The sequence below is a fragment of the Rhizobium sp. IBUN genome (genome assembly GCF_000510625.1).
Taxonomy (GTDB): domain Bacteria; phylum Pseudomonadota; class Alphaproteobacteria; order Rhizobiales; family Rhizobiaceae; genus Rhizobium; species Rhizobium altiplani.
The window spans coordinates 16,333-31,675 of sequence record NZ_AZNV01000011.1; the positions used below are offsets into that span (position 1 = coordinate 16,333).

14 protein-coding genes are annotated in these 15,343 nt (G+C 59.1%); 7 read left to right on the plus strand and 7 right to left on the minus strand.

What is annotated here, in order from left to right:
* Positions 1 to 75: 75 nt before the first annotated feature.
* The 7 genes from RHIBUN_RS0112385 (at position 76) to rsmA (ending at position 8,561) form a co-directional block, all read left to right on the plus strand.
* Positions 76 to 843: a phosphatase PAP2 family protein gene (locus RHIBUN_RS0112385; protein WP_025659816.1), complete on the plus strand. Its 768-nt coding sequence runs from the start codon at positions 76 to 78 to the stop codon at positions 841 to 843.
* Positions 844 to 944: 101 nt separating this feature from the next.
* The gene (gene lptF, locus RHIBUN_RS0112390; RefSeq protein WP_025659817.1) at positions 945 to 2,123 is read left to right on the plus strand and encodes an LPS export ABC transporter permease LptF; all 1,179 of its coding nucleotides are present in this window, start codon (positions 945 to 947) and stop codon (positions 2,121 to 2,123) included.
* Positions 2,120 to 3,208, plus strand: a complete 1,089-nt coding sequence (gene lptG / locus RHIBUN_RS0112395; RefSeq protein WP_025659818.1) for an LPS export ABC transporter permease LptG — start codon at positions 2,120 to 2,122, stop codon at positions 3,206 to 3,208. The genes lptF and lptG overlap by 4 nt, the downstream gene beginning before the upstream one ends.
* Positions 3,208 to 5,565: an LPS-assembly protein LptD gene (locus tag RHIBUN_RS0112400; protein WP_025659819.1), complete on the plus strand. Its 2,358-nt coding sequence runs from the start codon at positions 3,208 to 3,210 to the stop codon at positions 5,563 to 5,565. Before lptG ends, RHIBUN_RS0112400 begins: the two co-directional genes overlap by 1 nt.
* Positions 5,566 to 5,752: 187 nt before the next feature.
* Complete coding sequence (locus tag RHIBUN_RS0112405) at positions 5,753 to 6,703, plus strand: peptidylprolyl isomerase (protein WP_025659820.1); 951 nt, start codon at positions 5,753 to 5,755, stop codon at positions 6,701 to 6,703.
* A gap of 5 nt (positions 6,704 to 6,708) precedes the next feature.
* Positions 6,709 to 7,734: a 4-hydroxythreonine-4-phosphate dehydrogenase PdxA gene (gene pdxA, locus RHIBUN_RS0112410; protein WP_025659821.1), complete on the plus strand. Its 1,026-nt coding sequence runs from the start codon at positions 6,709 to 6,711 to the stop codon at positions 7,732 to 7,734.
* The gene (rsmA, locus tag RHIBUN_RS0112415) at positions 7,734 to 8,561 is read left to right on the plus strand and encodes a 16S rRNA (adenine(1518)-N(6)/adenine(1519)-N(6))-dimethyltransferase RsmA (protein WP_018116249.1); all 828 of its coding nucleotides are present in this window, start codon (positions 7,734 to 7,736) and stop codon (positions 8,559 to 8,561) included. Before pdxA ends, rsmA begins: the two co-directional genes overlap by 1 nt.
* A gap of 111 nt (positions 8,562 to 8,672) precedes the next feature.
* Here the strand turns inward: rsmA and gmk are convergent, their stop codons facing one another.
* The 7 genes from gmk to fabD all read right to left on the minus strand — a co-directional run bounded on the left by gmk (position 8,673) and on the right by fabD (position 15,193).
* Positions 8,673 to 9,338: a guanylate kinase gene (gene gmk / locus RHIBUN_RS0112420; protein WP_018116250.1), complete on the minus strand. Its 666-nt coding sequence runs from the start codon at positions 9,336 to 9,338 to the stop codon at positions 8,673 to 8,675.
* A gap of 3 nt (positions 9,339 to 9,341) precedes the next feature.
* Complete coding sequence (locus RHIBUN_RS0112425; RefSeq protein WP_025659822.1) at positions 9,342 to 10,229, minus strand: YicC/YloC family endoribonuclease; 888 nt, start codon at positions 10,227 to 10,229, stop codon at positions 9,342 to 9,344.
* Between the two features lie 15 nt (positions 10,230 to 10,244).
* Positions 10,245 to 11,480 carry an endolytic transglycosylase MltG gene (gene mltG, locus RHIBUN_RS0112430; RefSeq protein ID WP_025659823.1) on the minus strand — a complete coding sequence of 412 codons (1,236 nt, stop codon included), beginning with the start codon at positions 11,478 to 11,480 and terminating at the stop codon, positions 10,245 to 10,247.
* A gap of 117 nt (positions 11,481 to 11,597) precedes the next feature.
* On the minus strand, positions 11,598 to 12,860 hold the full coding sequence (fabF, locus tag RHIBUN_RS0112435) for a beta-ketoacyl-ACP synthase II (protein WP_025659824.1): 1,263 nt from the start codon (positions 12,858 to 12,860) through the stop codon (positions 11,598 to 11,600).
* Between the two features lie 94 nt (positions 12,861 to 12,954).
* Positions 12,955 to 13,191 (minus strand): acyl carrier protein, encoded by a 237-nt coding sequence (locus RHIBUN_RS0112440; RefSeq protein WP_003547058.1) that lies wholly within the window; start codon positions 13,189 to 13,191, stop codon positions 12,955 to 12,957.
* Between the two features lie 289 nt (positions 13,192 to 13,480).
* Complete coding sequence (fabG, locus tag RHIBUN_RS0112445) at positions 13,481 to 14,218, minus strand: 3-oxoacyl-[acyl-carrier-protein] reductase (RefSeq protein WP_018116182.1); 738 nt, start codon at positions 14,216 to 14,218, stop codon at positions 13,481 to 13,483.
* 30 nt (positions 14,219 to 14,248) lie between these two features.
* Positions 14,249 to 15,193 (minus strand): ACP S-malonyltransferase, encoded by a 945-nt coding sequence (gene fabD / locus RHIBUN_RS0112450; RefSeq protein ID WP_025659825.1) that lies wholly within the window; start codon positions 15,191 to 15,193, stop codon positions 14,249 to 14,251.
* Positions 15,194 to 15,343 lie beyond the last annotated feature (150 nt).

Here is a 15,343-nt window from a genome sequence, read left to right on the forward strand (position 1 = left end):
AAGGGATGTCATCTTCGGCGCATATTCCTCCCGCAGAATTGAGTCCACAGGAATTCCGAATTGCTTTCCCTTTTGATGTCTGCAGGGACGAGGACGTGTTGGCGCATACAAATGCCCGACAGCGATCCCGCACATGTGTTTATAGGTCTTTTCTGTCTGTGGTGGCTGCTGCTTCTGCTGTTCAATGGCTTTCCGCAGATCGATGTCTACGCATCAGCGCATTTCTTTGTGCGCGAGGCATGCAGCACTCCAGCCACATTCGGAAAAAACTGCGGCTACTTTCCCTACCGACACGAGGCTTATCTCGGGTTCCTGAGAACGCTGTTCTTCCGGCTTCCCTACCTCATCGCCATCGTCCTCTTGTGGAAACTCTTGGAGTGCTACGGGCACTGCGGGGCCACTTTCAACCTCGCGCGCGCCCGCTCCTTCAAGATTGCGCTCACGTCGCTGATGATCGGCCCTGTGATCCTCACCAACCTCATTTTCAAGACATACTGGGGTAGACCGCGACCGTCCCAAACGCTGGATTTTGGTGGCCACCTCGACTTCGTGCAGGCGGGCTCCATGATCGGAAAATGCGTATCGAACTGCTCTTTCATTTCCGGCGAAGCGGCAGGCGCCGGCTGGGTTTTCTGTCTGATTTTCCTGATACCACAGCCGGCGCGCTTCGCGCTTGCCCTCCCCCTCACAGCGATCGCCTTTCTGACACCGGCCATGCGTCTTGCATTTGGCGCGCACTACCTTTCAGACGTCATCCTGGGTTGGCTTTCGTCCGTTGTTGTCTTTGCAGGTCTTCTTGCGCTTACCGATTCGCCACAGGGCAAAAAAAAATCTGAAATTTGAATGAATTTTCGACTCCAGCTTGTCGCAAAAGAGACCCAAACAGCGTAGATGGATTTCGCTGCGTAGCGGCATTGGTTCGCAAATGGCGTTCAAGGGCATTAATGAAACTGCTTGAAACATACATACTCCGGCGCGTTGGCCAGATGTTTCTCGTTGCCCTGTTGCCGGTGCTCGCGATCATTTGGACGACTCAGGTCCTGCAGCGCGTCAATCTCGTAACCGACAGCGGCCAGTCGATGGGATCGTTCGCCAAGCTGGCAACGCTGATTCTTCCGTCGATCATTCCGATCGTGCTGCCGTTCGCACTTGTCATCGGTGTGACGCAGACCCTGACGACGATGAATAACGATTCGGAGCTGACCGTCATCGACGCGGCTGGCGCCAAGCGCAGCATTATCCTGCGCCCGATCCTCATCCTCGCCGCCGTCATTAGCATCTTTTCGTTTCTGGTGGATAACGTCGTCGAGCCGAAGGCCAAGACGGGGGTTCGCCAGATGGTGGCCGCTGCCTATGCGGATCTGCTCTCGACCGTGATTGAAGAGAAGAACTTCCGCCGCATCGACACCGGCCTCTACGTACAGATATCCGAGAGATTGGCCGGACGCGTGCTCAAGGGCTTGTTCGTCGTCGATGAGCGCGACCCCGCATTCGAGCTTATCTACTACGCACGTGAAGGCGCCGTTGACGAGAAGGGCACGTCACTCATCATGCATGATGGCGAGGTTCACCGCAAAACGCAAACCGGTGAAGTCTCCGTCATTCGTTTCGATTCCTACTCCTTCGACCTGTCCGATCTGACCCAAAACCGCGGTCAGGCAACTCTTCGCGCATCCGACCGCGAGCTTGCGTTCCTCTTCAATCCGGATCCGAACGATAAGGATTACATCGCCAGACCCGGTAGTTATCGTGCCGAATTGCACCGCCGCATGACGGATTGGGTTCTTCCGATGGTGTTTGCGCTGATTTCGCTCGCGATCGCCGGTGATGCTCGCTCCCACCGCGAAGCGCGGTTGCACCCCATGGTCGCGGCGCTCATCTTCGCGTTCGGTATTCGTTGGGCGTCGTTCTACGCCGCCAACCAGATCGACACGGATCCAGAGTATATCGGCGTGCTCTATGCGATTCCCGTGGTCGCCAGCCTTTTGGCAATCGCATCTCTGTCGCACCACAAGCGCCTGTCGGTCGTGTCCGCGATGAGCGACCGAATCTCCGCCTCTTGGCAGCGACTGTCGCGACGCTTTGGCCGGTCGGCAGATCCCTCCGCCGGAGGCAGCGCATGATTCTCGGGACACTCGGCCGTTACTTCTTCCGTCGATACATGCTGACCACAATGTGGTTTTTTCTCGGCGTGATTGGCATCGTCTACCTCGTTGATTTCAGCGAGACCGCTGGCCGACTCTCCGGTCTTCCCGGCTACACCGTGACCGGCGGGCTCGCGATGACGGCGGTGCGTCTGCCGCTCATCTTGCAGCAGACCGTGCCCTTCATTGCCCTCTTTGTGGGCATGACCGTTCTAATCGGGCTCAACCGAAAATACGAACTGGTCGTGACGCGTGCTGCCGGCATCTCGGTTTGGCAGTTCATGTCTCCCTTCCTCGCCGGCGCCTTTTTGCTCGGCGTCCTGGTCATGACCGTCCTCAATCCGCTGGCAGCCTGGGGGCAACGTCAGGCTGCCGTCATCGAGAGCAACTGGCGTGGAGAAGTCTCAGGGTCCAACGCCGCGCCGCAAGTTCCGTGGATTCGCCAGATCAGCGGCGGGGACGACGTGATCATCGGAGCGAATACGATTCTCGAAAACGGCACGCTGCTTATGAACGCCGTGTTCGTGCATTTCGATTCGTCCGATCACATCATCCTGAGACAGGACGCCGCGTCGGCAAAATTGGAAGATGGTTACTGGCTTCTTAAGAACGTTGTCGAGCGTCGTCCGGGCGAAGTCGCCACACGGCTCGATGAGGTGCGCGTAAGCACCAATTTGAAACAGGATTTCATCCAGCAGAGGCTGACAGCCCCTGAAACTATTGGCTTTTTTGATCTCTCGAGCCGAATTGACGCGGCGAGATCCTTCGGGATTCCGACCAAGGCGCTTGAGACCCAATTTCATTCGTTGTTGTCCCAACCACTGTTGCTTGTCGCAATGACTCTCATTGCTGCAACAGTGTCCCTAAAATTTAGCCGGTTCAACCAGTCGAGGTCGGTGATTCTGGGTGGAATCCTGTCGGGCTTCGTGCTTTATGTGGTCACCGTGCTTGTAAAAGCATTCGGAAGCAGTGGGGTTGTCCCGCCTTTCGTGGCAACGTGGATTCCGGTCATCGTTGCCTTGGCTTTGGGTGCAACAATTCTGCTTCATCAGGAGGATGGCTAGTGGCGGCAGGCGACCGCAAGACTCTTAGTAAACAGTTGGTTGCCCTGATCCTAGGCGCGGCCCTGTCTACCTATTCGAATGGCTTTCCTGCTGCTTTCGCCCAGGATGCCCTGCAAGGCTTGAGGCCGAACGTGTCCGCCGACCAGAAGCTGATTCTGTCGGCAAACGAACTCGTCTACAACAAGGACGCGCAGATCGTTTCGGCCATCGGCGGAGTACAGATTAACTACGCTGGCTACAGATTGGTGGCGCAACGCGTCGAGTACAATCAGCAGACCCGCCGCCTGATGGCGCTCGGCAACGTGGAGTTGATCGCCCCCGACGGCAACCGCATGTACGGTGACAAGATTGACATCACCGACGATTTTGCCAACGGGTTCGTAAACGCGCTCCGAATTGAGACCCCCGACAATACGCGCCTGGTTGCCGAAACCGGCCAGCGTGTTGGGGGCACGCAAATGATCCTGAACAGGGGCGTCTATACCGCCTGTTTGCCTTGCGCTGAAAGACCGGAACGACCTCCCTTCTGGCAGGTAAAGGCTGAACGCGTCATTCAGGACGGCGTCAAGCATACGATTCGCCTTGAAAAGGCGCGCTTCGAGCTCCTTGGCCACCCCCTCGCCTACGTTCCGTGGATCGAGGTCCCCGACAATACCGTGAAGCGGAAGTCCGGCTTCCTTTTCCCGACCTTTAGCGCATCGCAGAATCTCGGCTTCGGCCTTTCTGTCCCGTACTATTACGTCATTTCGCCGAGCAGCGACGTCACGGTGACCGGCACGGGTTACACCACCCAGGGTTTCCTGGCGGACGCGGAATTCCGCCAGAGATTCGAGAACGGCACGCACACCTTGCGCGTGGCCGGTATCGACCAGCTCAGCCCGGGGACCTTTACGCCCGGCACTAGCGATGCCGAAAATGACTTCCGCGGTGTCGTAGCGTCGAAGGGGGCCTTCCAAATCAACCCGCGATGGGCGTTTGGTTGGGACGTGATGGTTCAGAGTGACAACAACTTCGCTCGCACCTATAACCTGAAGGGTCTGGACGAAAGTACACATACCAACCAAGTTTACCTGACGGGTCTCGGCAAGCGGAATTATTTCGATCTGCGCTCGTTCTATTTCGACGTTCAGAACGCCGATCCGAATGATGTCGCCGAGAAGCAGCAGGCAATCGTTTACCCGGTGATGGACTATCACTTCGTGGCGCCGCAGCCGCTCGCCGGAGGTGAACTATCTGCCGATGTCAACTTCACGAACCTGTCGCGCACGCACGACGACTTTTATAGCGTCGCAGGCTTTGATCGGTTCCGCGGCCTTGAGGGCCAGACATCTCGCCTGACGGGCGAACTGGAATGGAAGCGGACCTTTGTCACGCCTCAGGGCTTCTTGATCACTCCGCTGCTTGCAGCCCGGGGCGATGCCTTGGCATTGAACATGACGCCGCCGCCGACCTCCGGCACCTTTGTCTATGACGGCAATTACGACGACGGTAATGCAGCGACGCGTTCGATGTTTACCGCAGGATTGGAAATGCGCTACCCGATCCTCGGTACGACCGCGAACAGTACACACCTGTTCGAACCGATCGTCCAGGTCTATGCACGACCTGACGAACGGCTTGCCGGCTCTCTTCCGAACGAAGATGCGCAGAGCTTCGTGTTCGATGCGACCAATCTTTTCGAGCGTGATAAGTTCTCTGGCTACGACCGTATCGAAGGTGGCACGCGCGCTAATGTCGGCTTCCAGTACACCGGTACGTTTGACAACGGCTACAAGCTGCACGGTATCTTCGGCCAATCCTACCAGCTCGGCGGCCAAAACTCCTTTGACACGGCTGATCTGGTAAACGTCGGCGCCGACTCCGGCCTCGAAACGGACGTCTCCGACTTTGTCGGACTCGGCGGGATTGAAACGCCACAGGGCGTTGCCCTTGCAGCTTCCTATCGGCTTGACGACAAGGACCTGGATTTCCGTCGTGGCGATTTGACGGCCGGTTACCAGACCGACAATTTCCAAGGTCAGATGATTTACACGCATGTCTCAGCGCAGCCGGAATACGGCTTCGCCGAGGACAATGATGAGATCCAGGCCAAGGCTGCTGTTAAGTTCAAGGATTATTGGACGGTATTTGGCGGCGTCGCTTGGGACCTTCAGGACAACACTGTTGTCAGGAAGACAATCGGCCTTACCTATGAAGACGAATGCACCATCTTCACGATCGCATATATCGACAAGCGCGATACCACCGCGGAAACCGCGAGCGACTGGAGTATCGGGGCGAGGTTGACCTTCCGGACGCTGGGCGACATCAATCTCGGCACGCCCATAGATGCCAGCCCAACCATCTACCAGAATTAACTGTCAGTTCTGTAATACGGCGAAAGAAAGGGCCTTTCTTTCGCCGTAAGACTATGCAGGACATTGTCGCCAGTTGAGATCTAAGGCATATGCTGAATTTTCAATTTGCAGCGGTAATGCCCGTGTGTCTCGGGAAGGTATGCGCGCGGCGACGTGAGTGCGCGGCGCCAATGGGAAGGGTCGATAGATGATTGGCGCAAGAAGAACCGTAAGGACGATGATCGCCGGCGCGACTTTCGCGATGCTGGCGGCTTTTGCCTCGCCGCAGACCGGCTCAGCTTTTGCTGCAAGCGAAGTCAGAGTTGTCGTCAACGGAACAGCAATCACCAGCGGTGACATCGCCAAGCGCCAGGCGTTCCTGCGCCTGCAGCATCAAAAGGCTGATGCGAAAGCAGCGGAAGAACAGCTGATCGAACAGACGCTGAAGCAGCAGGAAATTTCCCGCGTCCGCATGTCGGTTTCCAAGGACGACGTCAACGCATCGTTCGCGCGATTCGCGAGCGGCAACAAGTTGACGACGGACCAGATGACGCAAATTCTCGAACGCGCCGGCGTCGGTGTTGATCATTTCAAGGCTTTCATTGCCGTGCAGATGAGCTGGCCGCGCCTTGTCAATGCCCGCTACGGTTCGAGCAATCGCATGTCGAATTCCGACCTTGTTGCCCGCATGATGGAGAACAAGCAGAAGCCGGAAACCACCGAATATATTCTGCAGCAGATGATCTTCGTCGTTCCCGCCAACAAGAAGGGCATCGTCGGCAAACGCAAGAGCGAAGCCGAGGCGTCTCGCGCGAAGTATCCGGGTTGTGACCAGGCAAAGGTCTTCGCAGCAACGATGCTTGACGTGTCAGTCCGTGACCTTGGTCGCGTTCTTGCACCGGAACTTCCGGCCGAATGGAAGCCGCTTGTCGAGCAGGCAAAGGGCAACACGACCGCCACGCGCGTGACCGACAGAGGTGTCGAATACATCGCCATCTGCAGCCAGCGCCAGGTTTCTGATGACCAAGCCGCCGAAATGGTGTTCCGCCAGGAAGACCTTGATAAGGCGAAGGCAGGGAAGAACGCCCCTCCGGAAAATCCGAACGCCCAGAAATATATGGAAGAGCTGCGCAAGAAGGCGCAGATCATGCGTCCCTGAGCAAGATGACACTCTCGTTCTCGCGCCCGCTTGCTCTCAGCCAGGGCGATCCGGCCGGCGTCGGCCCCGATGTCACACTTCTGGCCTGGATGCGGCGCAGGGAGCTGGGTCTGGCTCCGTTCGTGTTCATTGGCGACCCTGATGTACTGGCATCGCGTGCCAAGCTCCTGGGCTTGACGATCGCCATTCGCGAGACCGATTGCACCAACGCCAATGATGTCTTTGCAGATGCCCTCCCCGTGCTCCCCATTGCCGCAGGTATCGACGTTGTAGCGGGTGAGCCGCATGTGGCGACGGCAAAGAGCACGATCGCCGCGATCGAAAGAGCTGTCTCGCTGACAATGAGTGGCGAAGCCCTCGGCGTCGTCACCAACCCGATCGCCAAGTCCGTTCTCTACGAATCCGGCTTTCCCTTCCCCGGACACACTGAGTTTTTGGCCGATCTCGCCGCACGTGCGACTGGACAAGCGAGGATGCCGGTGATGATGCTCGCGGGTCCGAAGCTCCGCACCATTCCTGTTACAATTCATATTCCGCTCAAGGATGTGCCTCAGGCACTGACGGCCGATCTCATCATCGAGACTTGCCGGATTGCTGATGCCGATCTCAGGCGTCGCTTCGGGATCGAGCAACCCCGGCTCGCGATAGCCGGTCTCAATCCACACGCCGGAGAAGACGGTACGATCGGCAAAGAGGATGAAACGGTCATCAAACCGGCCATCCAATTCCTGAGATCCGAGGGGATAAACGCAATCGGTCCGCTGCCTGCCGATACGATGTTCCACGACGACGCCAGAGCGCGTTACGACGTTGCGATCTGCATGTATCACGACCAGGCCCTGATACCGGCCAAGGCACTTGGCTTCGACGACGCTGTCAACGTCACGCTGGGATTGCCCTTTGTGCGCACCTCGCCCGATCACGGCACCGCATTCGGGATCGCCGGCAAGGGCCTTGCGCGTGAAAACAGTCTCGTCGCGGCGCTGAAGCTCGCCGGTCACCTCGGACGCACCACAGAAGGGCATCGTTGATGGCTGCCTTGGATGGGCTGCCGCCCCTTCGCGATGTCATTCAGCGCCATGGCCTCGATGCGCGCAAGGCGCTCGGCCAGAACTTCTTGCTCGATCTCAACCTGACACAGAAGGTTGCTCGCACAGCCGGCTCCTTGGAAGGAGCCACGGTTTTTGAGGTCGGTCCGGGTCCCGGCGGCCTGACGCGCGCCATTCTGGCATTGGGTGCAAAGAAGGTGATCGCCGTCGAGCGTGATTCTCGCTGTTTACCCGCGCTTTCGGAAATCGCGGATCACTATCCGGGGAGGCTCGAGGTCATCGAAGGCGATGCGCTGAAGACGGACTTCGAAGCTCTGACGCCCGAGGGACCGGTGAAGATCATTGCCAACCTGCCCTACAATGTCGGCACGCAGCTGCTGGTCAATTGGATCCTGCCGAAGCAGTGGCCTCCTTTCTGGGACTCGCTGACGCTGATGTTTCAGAAGGAAGTGGGAGAGCGCGTCGTTGCGGCCGAAGACGACGACCACTATGGACGTCTTGGCGTGCTTTGCGGATGGCGTACGAACGCACGGATGGCGTTTGACATTCCGCCGCAAGCTTTCACGCCGCCGCCGAAAGTAACGTCGACTGTCGTTCATCTGACCCCAAAGGAAAGCCCGATCCCCTGCTCGGTCGCCGATCTGGAGAAGGTCACGCATGCCGCCTTCGGCCAGCGACGCAAGATGCTGCGGCAGAGCCTAAAGCCGCTGGGGGGCGAAGTCTTGTTGAAGAAGGCGGATATCGACCCGCAACGACGGGCCGAAACGCTTTCAGTCGAAGAGTTTGTTCGACTGGCGAATTGCCTCTAGCCAGCGTTCGCTTAGGGCACGCCGACTTTCCAGGATAGTGAATCGCGTGACAGCATATCGGCCCGGTCAGTTGATCTAGCCGCAAGCACCATTGCATCGACCGTGCAGGTCCTAAAGGTTCGGCTCTTCAGTCAGCAGCCCGTTGACGAAATCGAACAGGCCGTAACGCCGGTCGCGGCGGACGCGTTCGGCATTGACGATGCAGCTCACATTGCGAAAAGCCTCATCGAGATCGTCGTTGACGATGACATAGTCGTATTCGCGCCAGCGTTCGATCTCCGCGCGCGAATTCAAAAGCCGCGTGCGAATGACCTCTTCCGAATCCTCGGCCCGGCGATGCAAGCGAGACTGCAGTTCGGTCATGGTGGGCGGCAGCACGAAGATCGAAACGATATCGGCCTTCATCTTGTCCTGAAGCTGCAAGGCACCCTGCCAGTCGATATCGAACAGCATGTCGCGACCTTCGGCCATGGCCGATTCCACGGGCTCGCGCGGCGTGCCATAAAAGTTGCCGTGAACCTCCGCCCATTCGAGCAGATCGCCTGAATCGCGCATCCTCTCGAATTGCGGTACAGTGATAAAGTGATAATGCTTGCCGGCAATCTCGCTCGGCCGCTTGGCCCTGGTCGTAACGCTGACAGAGATTTCGAGGCTGTGGTCGTCTCGGAGAAGGTTGCCAGCAATTGTCGACTTGCCTGCGCCCGAGGGCGAGGACAGGACAAGCATCAGCCCGCGCCGGGCGATTTTGGTGGGTGTGCTCGACTGGGCCGGGCTCATGTATCACTCCAGATTCTGGACCTGCTCGCGGAACTGGTCGATGACGACTTTCAGTTCGATGCCGGCGGCGGTGATTGCCGCGGCATTCGACTTCGAGCAGATAGTATTCGATTCTCGGTTAAATTCCTGTGCAAGGAAATCCAGCTTACGCCCGACCGGGCCGCCCTTGCCGAGCAGGTCGCGAGCGGCAACCACATGCGCTTTCAGGCGATCGATCTCTTCACGGAGATCCGCCTTGGTGGCGAGCAGAGCAGCTTCCGCATGCAGCCGGTCGCGATCCAGCTTTCCCGATCCATCCATCAGCAATGCGACCTGCGCGGCCAATCTCGTCGAGATCTCCTTCGGAGAGCGGGAGGGGTCACGCTCGATCACCTCTGTCAATCCCTCGATGGTGGCCACATGGTCGAGAAGTACGCGCGACAGAGCGGCACCTTCCGTCTCGCGCATGTGCCGTAGGTCGGCGAGAGCTGCGATCAGGCCTTCCACAATATCGGAATCGCGGGCGGCGATCGCTTCATCACCGTCCTCGCTCTCGCGGAATTCGATGATACCCCGGATGGCGAGCAATGTATCCAGCTGCAACGGCGCGGGATCGATGATGCCGCCAAGCTGATCGCGCAAGGCGAGCACAGCGGAAAGCGCTTCCTGATTGAGGACGGTTTCAATGCGGCTCTCACCGGCAGAGACGGAAAGCGACGCCTGCATATTGCCTCGGCTGAAGCGCTCGCCGGCAAGGCGACGCAGGTCGCTCTCCATACGCTCCAGCCCCGGCGGGAAGCGCAAGCGCAGATCAAGGCCCTTGCCGTTGACCGAACGCAACTCCCAAGCCCAACGCCAACGGCCGCTCGTGCCTTCTCGCCGCGCAAAACCGGTCATGGACTGCAAAGCCATGCGAGCCTCCAAAAATCAGTTCGTCTTCTTTTTCTTTTGGGCAGCAGGCGCGGCAGGTGTGTCCGGCTGCGTCTGGCTCTCGGGCTGTCCGTCGACCGCAATATTGGGATCGGCTCCCTTGGCGGCTTCCAGTTGGCGCCAGCGCTTGACGTTCGCGTTATGCTCCTCAAGAGTGGCTGCAAAAACGTGCCCGCCGGAACCATCGGCGACGAAATACAGATCCTGCGTCTTCCACGGATTGGCGACAGCCTCCAGCGCATCACGGCCCGGATTGGCGATCGGCGTCGGGGGAAGCCCCTTGATCACGTAGGTGTTGTAGGGCGTTTCCTTCTTCAGGTCCGACTGATAGATCGGGCGATCCGTCGGCTTTCCGTCGCCGCCGAACAACCCGTAGATGATTGTCGGATCTGATTGAAGGCGCATCCCCTTGCCCAGCCGGTTAAGGAAGACGGAAGCCACGTGGGCACGCTCATCGGGAACGCCAGTCTCCTTCTCGACGATCGAGGCGAGGACGACCAGTTCGTCCTTTGACTTGAGTTGCAGCGACGGGTCGCGCTTGTCCCAAACCTGCTCGACCAGCTTCTGCTGGGCCGCAGCCATCTGCCCGATGATTTCGACCCGCTTCGTGCCGCGCGAGAACTTGTAGGTATCCGGGCGGAGGCTTCCCTCTGCGGGGACGACAGCCGGGAGGTCGCCTTCCAGCACGGCATCCTCGTTCAGGCGATTGAACATCTGGCGGACGGTGAGGCCCTCGGGGAAGGCGACGGAATACAGGATCGACTTCCCAGATTTCAGCAGTTCCATGATGTCGTTCATGGAAGCATGTGCCTTGATTTCGTACTCACCCGCCTTGAGGCTCTCGCCATCATCAAGGTGGGTTGCCGTGAGGTAGCGGAAGATACGGGCATCCGAGACGATGTTGTTTCGTTCAAGGCTCGCGGCAATTTCAGCAACGCCGGCACCATTTCGCACGATGAAGTTCGTGTTCGTTTCCAGCGGACCAGGATCTTGGTAGGCCGAGATCGCGTAGTAGAAGAGGAAGACAGCGGCTGCGCAGCCGAGGACGACCAGCGTCATCAGGAAGTTCAGGAAAATGATAACCTGGCTGCGCGCTTTCTTCGAGCGCTTCGGCGGCTCGGGCACGCGTTCCGGCCGCAGCGCCTCGCTTGGCGACTTGGGAATGATCGGCCCACTCTGCGTCTGCTGGCTCTCCTCGCCGATCGTCCCGTTGTTTTGGTTCGTATCGTTCACCGGCAATCCTCTAAACTTGGCCTCAAGTCCCGCTTCTTGCTAAGCAATGCGGCAAAATGCAGGTGGGGCCACGCCGCGCAAGGTGCAGCCCCACCGCCAGAACGTCAACGCCTGAACTCAGGCGACGTAGCGGCGCAGCACCAGCGAGGCATTCGTGCCGCCGAATCCGAAGGAATTCGACAGGGCGACGTTGATTTCCCGCTGCCTGGCCTTGTGCGGGACGAGGTCGATCGCGGTCTCGCGCTCAGGATTGTCGAGGTTGAGCGTCGGAGGCGCGACATTGTCCCGGATCGCAAGCGTTGCGAAGATGGCCTCGATCGCGCCGGCAGCACCGAGCAGATGACCGGTCGCGGACTTCGTCGACGACATCGAGATCTTGGAGGCAGCATTACCAACCAGACGCTCCACCGCGCCGAGCTCGATCGTGTCGGCCATCGTCGACGTGCCATGCGCGTTGATGTAGTCGATATCGGCAGCGGTCAAGCCGGCTCGCCTCAACGCCATCGTCATGCAGCGCTGCGCGCCTTCACCGTCCTCGGACGGAGCCGTGATGTGATAGGCATCGCCCGAGAGGCCATAGCCGACCACTTCGGCATAGATCTTGGCGCCGCGCGCCTGGGCATGTTCCAGCTCTTCGAGAACGACGATACCGGCCCCCTCACCCATGACGAACCCATCACGGTCCTTGTCATAGGGGCGCGACGCTTTGGTCGGATCGTCGTTGTGCTGGGTGGACAGCGCCTTGCAGGCGGCAAAGCCGGCGAGCGAGATGCGGCTGACCGGGGACTCGGTGCCGCCAGCAACCATGACGTCCGCATCGCCGAACGCGATGAGACGGGCAGCATCACCGATCGCGTGAGCGCCAGTCGAGCATGCCGTGACCACCGAGTGGTTCGGCCCGCGCAGCTTGTGGCGGATCGACACCTGTCCGGATACGAGGTTGATCAGACGGCCAGGAATGAAGAAGGGCGAAATGCGGCGCGGGCCTTTGTCGCGCAGCGTATAGCCTGCTTCGACAATGCCCTCGATGCCGCCAATGCCGGAGCCGATCAAGACGCCGGTCGCAACCTGGTCCTCATCGCTCTCGGGGTGCCAGTTCGCATCTTTAAGCGCCATATCAGCGGCGGCCATGCCGTAGATGATAAACGGATCAACCTTTCGCTGTTCCTTAGGCTCCATCCAGTCGTCGGCGTTGAAGGTGCCGTTGCTGCCGTCACCAACCGGGATGCGGCAGGCAATCTTTGCGGGCAGATCGTCGACTTCGAATTCAGTGACAAGGCGGGCGCCGTTCTGACCCGCAAGCAAGCGGGACCACGTCACTTCCGTTCCGCATCCCAAGGGTGATACCATGCCGGTACCAGTTATGACGACCCGTCTCATCGACTGCATTCCCCCGCCTTTTATGTTCTTGGAGAACCATGCCAGAAATAAAAAGGGCGGACTCCGGGTCCGCCCTTTTCTCAATCGCTCAGGATTAAGCCTGAGCCTTTTCGATAAACTTCACGGCATCGCCGACCGTCAGGATCGAGTCTGCAGCGTCGTCCGGAATCTCAACGCCGAATTCTTCTTCGAACGCCATGACCAGTTCGACGGTGTCGAGCGAGTCAGCGCCCAGATCGTCGATAAAGCTGGCGCTTTCAACAACCTTGTCGGCGTCGACGCCAAGATGATCAATAACAATTTTCTTTACGCGTTCTGCGATATCGCTCATGTCGGTTTCCTCGACCTTATATCCTGATCAGAATGCCTTGTGACATCCCTACCCTGTTTCAGCCTGCGGCGCCGTTAAGCCACCCTCGGCAAACTCTTTGAACCCGGCTACCAGAAATGTCCCAGGCTTGCACAAAAGCCCGCCGGTCCGTCTGCTTTCTCGGGAGACTGTTCACAGTCATGGCCCGCTTAACACGGTTTAAGTCTGCCGCAAAGCCAGAAAATCAACCCCATCGGGTTGCTCAACACGCTATTGCGGCGAAAACTGCCTCGAAACGCAGTTTCCCGTTTCAGATCATGGCCATGCCGCCGTTTACGTGCAGCGTCTGGCCTGTCATATAAGCAGCTTCCGACGAGGCGAGATAGGCAACCGCAGAGGCGACTTCCGCGCCGGTGCCCATGCGTTTCATCGGGATCGCTCCCATGATCGCTTCCTTCTGCTTGTCGTTCAGCTTGCCGGTCATGGCGGACTCGATGAAGCCAGGCGCCACGCAGTTGACCGTGACGTTGCGGGTTGCGATCTCCTGAGCCAGTGACTTCGTGAAGCCGATCATGCCCGCCTTGGAGGCGCAGTAATTGGCCTGGCCCGGATTGCCGGTCACGCCCACGACCGACGTGATGTTGATGATACGGCCATAGCGGCGGCGCATCATCGGATGCGTCAGCTCGCGCGTCAGGCGGAACATCGCCGTCAGGTTCACTTCGATGACGCTATCCCAGTCCTCGTCGCTCATGCGCACAAACAGGCCGTCCTTGGTGATGCCGGCGTTGTTGACGAGGATGTCCACACCTTCGAGATCGGCTTCCGCCTTGACGCCGAGCGCCTTGACTTCGTCGCGGTCTGCGAGGTTGGCCGGGAAGATCTTGACGCGATCGCCGAGATCGTTGGCCAGCGCCTCAAGCTTCTCGACTCGGGTGCCATGAAGGCCGACGATTGCGCCCTGCTTATGCAAGATACGGGCGATTTCTTCGCCGATGCCGCCGGATGCGCCGGTAACCAGAGCCTTGCGGCCGGAAAGATCGAGCATGGGTAGTGTTCCTTGTAATCGTTAAATCTATCAGGCCATCAGGGCGGCAACGGCCGCGTCGATATCAGCAGGCGTGTTGACGGCGATGCCGTTCACCGTCTTGTCGATGCGGCGTGCAAGGCCGGTCAGGACCTTGCCGGAGCCGACCTCGTAAAGCGTCGTCGCGCCATTGGCCGCGAACCACTCGACAGTCTCGCGCCAGCGGACCTGGCCCGTCACCTGCTCCACCAGCAGCTTTGCAATCTCGTCGGCGTCGGTCACCGGCGCAGCGCGCACGTTGGCGATAAGAGGCACGACCGGGTTGGACTTCTTCACGCCGGCCAGCGCTTCGCGCATCGCTTCTGCAGCTGGGGCCATCAGCGAAGAATGGAAGGGAGCGGAGACCGGAAGCAGGATCGCGCGCTTGGCGCCCTTCTCGGTCGCAATCGCAGCGCCCTTTTCGACGGCCGCCTTCTCGCCTGATATGACGATCTGACCGCCGCCGTTGTCGTTGGCGATCTGGCAGGCGCCGGCGGCCGAGGCTTCCTCGCAGACGGCGGCGACATCGGCATGTTCAAGGCCAATAATGGCCGCCATCGCGCCGACGCCGACCGGTACGGCGGCCTGCATGGAGTTGCCGCGGATGCGGAGCAACCGTGCAGCGTCGGCCAGCGAGAAGGTTCCTGCGGCGCAGAGCGCTGAGTATTCGCCGAGCGAATGACCGGCGACATAGGAGACCTTTGCCTTTAGGTCGACGCCGTTGGTTTCGAGGACCCGGATAACCGCCATCGAAACCGCCATCAAGGCCGGCTGCGCATTGGCCGTCAGGGTCAGCGTATCTTCCGGCCCATTGAACATCGTCTCGGACAGCTTCTCGCCCAGCGCTTCGTCGACTTCTTGGAAGACGGCGCGTGCCTCGGCGAAGTTTTCAGCGAGATCCTTGCCCATGCCGACAGCCTGGCTGCCCTGCCCCGGAAATGTGAAAGCGATGGTCATCCTATGTCCTTTATAAATGGACCTCTGGTTATTTCGCCTCCAATTGACATTCTTTCCTGCAGAGTCAAGTGCCGGAGCCCCGCGCTCCAAGGCTTTTGCAGCTGCGAGAACGCAGCGTTTTGGCCCCTTGCGCTTACTCAATTCGAGTCT

Bases quoted from the DNA above. Each gene is read 5' to 3' on its own strand.
- RHIBUN_RS0112385 (WP_025659816.1), top strand. From the start codon at position 76: ATGTCTGCAGGGACGAGGACGTGTTGGCGCATACAAATGCCCGACAGC.
- lptF (WP_025659817.1), top strand. From the start codon at position 945: ATGAAACTGCTTGAAACATACATACTCCGGCGCGTTGGCCAGATGTTT.
- lptG (WP_025659818.1), top strand. From the start codon at position 2,120: ATGATTCTCGGGACACTCGGCCGTTACTTCTTCCGTCGATACATGCTG.
- RHIBUN_RS0112405 (WP_025659820.1), top strand. From the start codon at position 5,753: ATGATTGGCGCAAGAAGAACCGTAAGGACGATGATCGCCGGCGCGACT.
- pdxA (WP_025659821.1), top strand. From the start codon at position 6,709: ATGACACTCTCGTTCTCGCGCCCGCTTGCTCTCAGCCAGGGCGATCCG.
- rsmA (WP_018116249.1), top strand. From the start codon at position 7,734: ATGGCTGCCTTGGATGGGCTGCCGCCCCTTCGCGATGTCATTCAGCGC.
- gmk (WP_018116250.1), bottom strand. From the start codon at position 9,338: ATGAGCCCGGCCCAGTCGAGCACACCCACCAAAATCGCCCGGCGCGGG.
- RHIBUN_RS0112425 (WP_025659822.1), bottom strand. From the start codon at position 10,229: ATGGCTTTGCAGTCCATGACCGGTTTTGCGCGGCGAGAAGGCACGAGC.
- fabF (WP_025659824.1), bottom strand. From the start codon at position 12,860: ATGAGACGGGTCGTCATAACTGGTACCGGCATGGTATCACCCTTGGGA.
- RHIBUN_RS0112440 (WP_003547058.1), bottom strand. From the start codon at position 13,191: ATGAGCGATATCGCAGAACGCGTAAAGAAAATTGTTATTGATCATCTT.
- fabG (WP_018116182.1), bottom strand. From the start codon at position 14,218: ATGCTCGATCTTTCCGGCCGCAAGGCTCTGGTTACCGGCGCATCCGGC.
- fabD (WP_025659825.1), bottom strand. From the start codon at position 15,193: ATGACCATCGCTTTCACATTTCCGGGGCAGGGCAGCCAGGCTGTCGGC.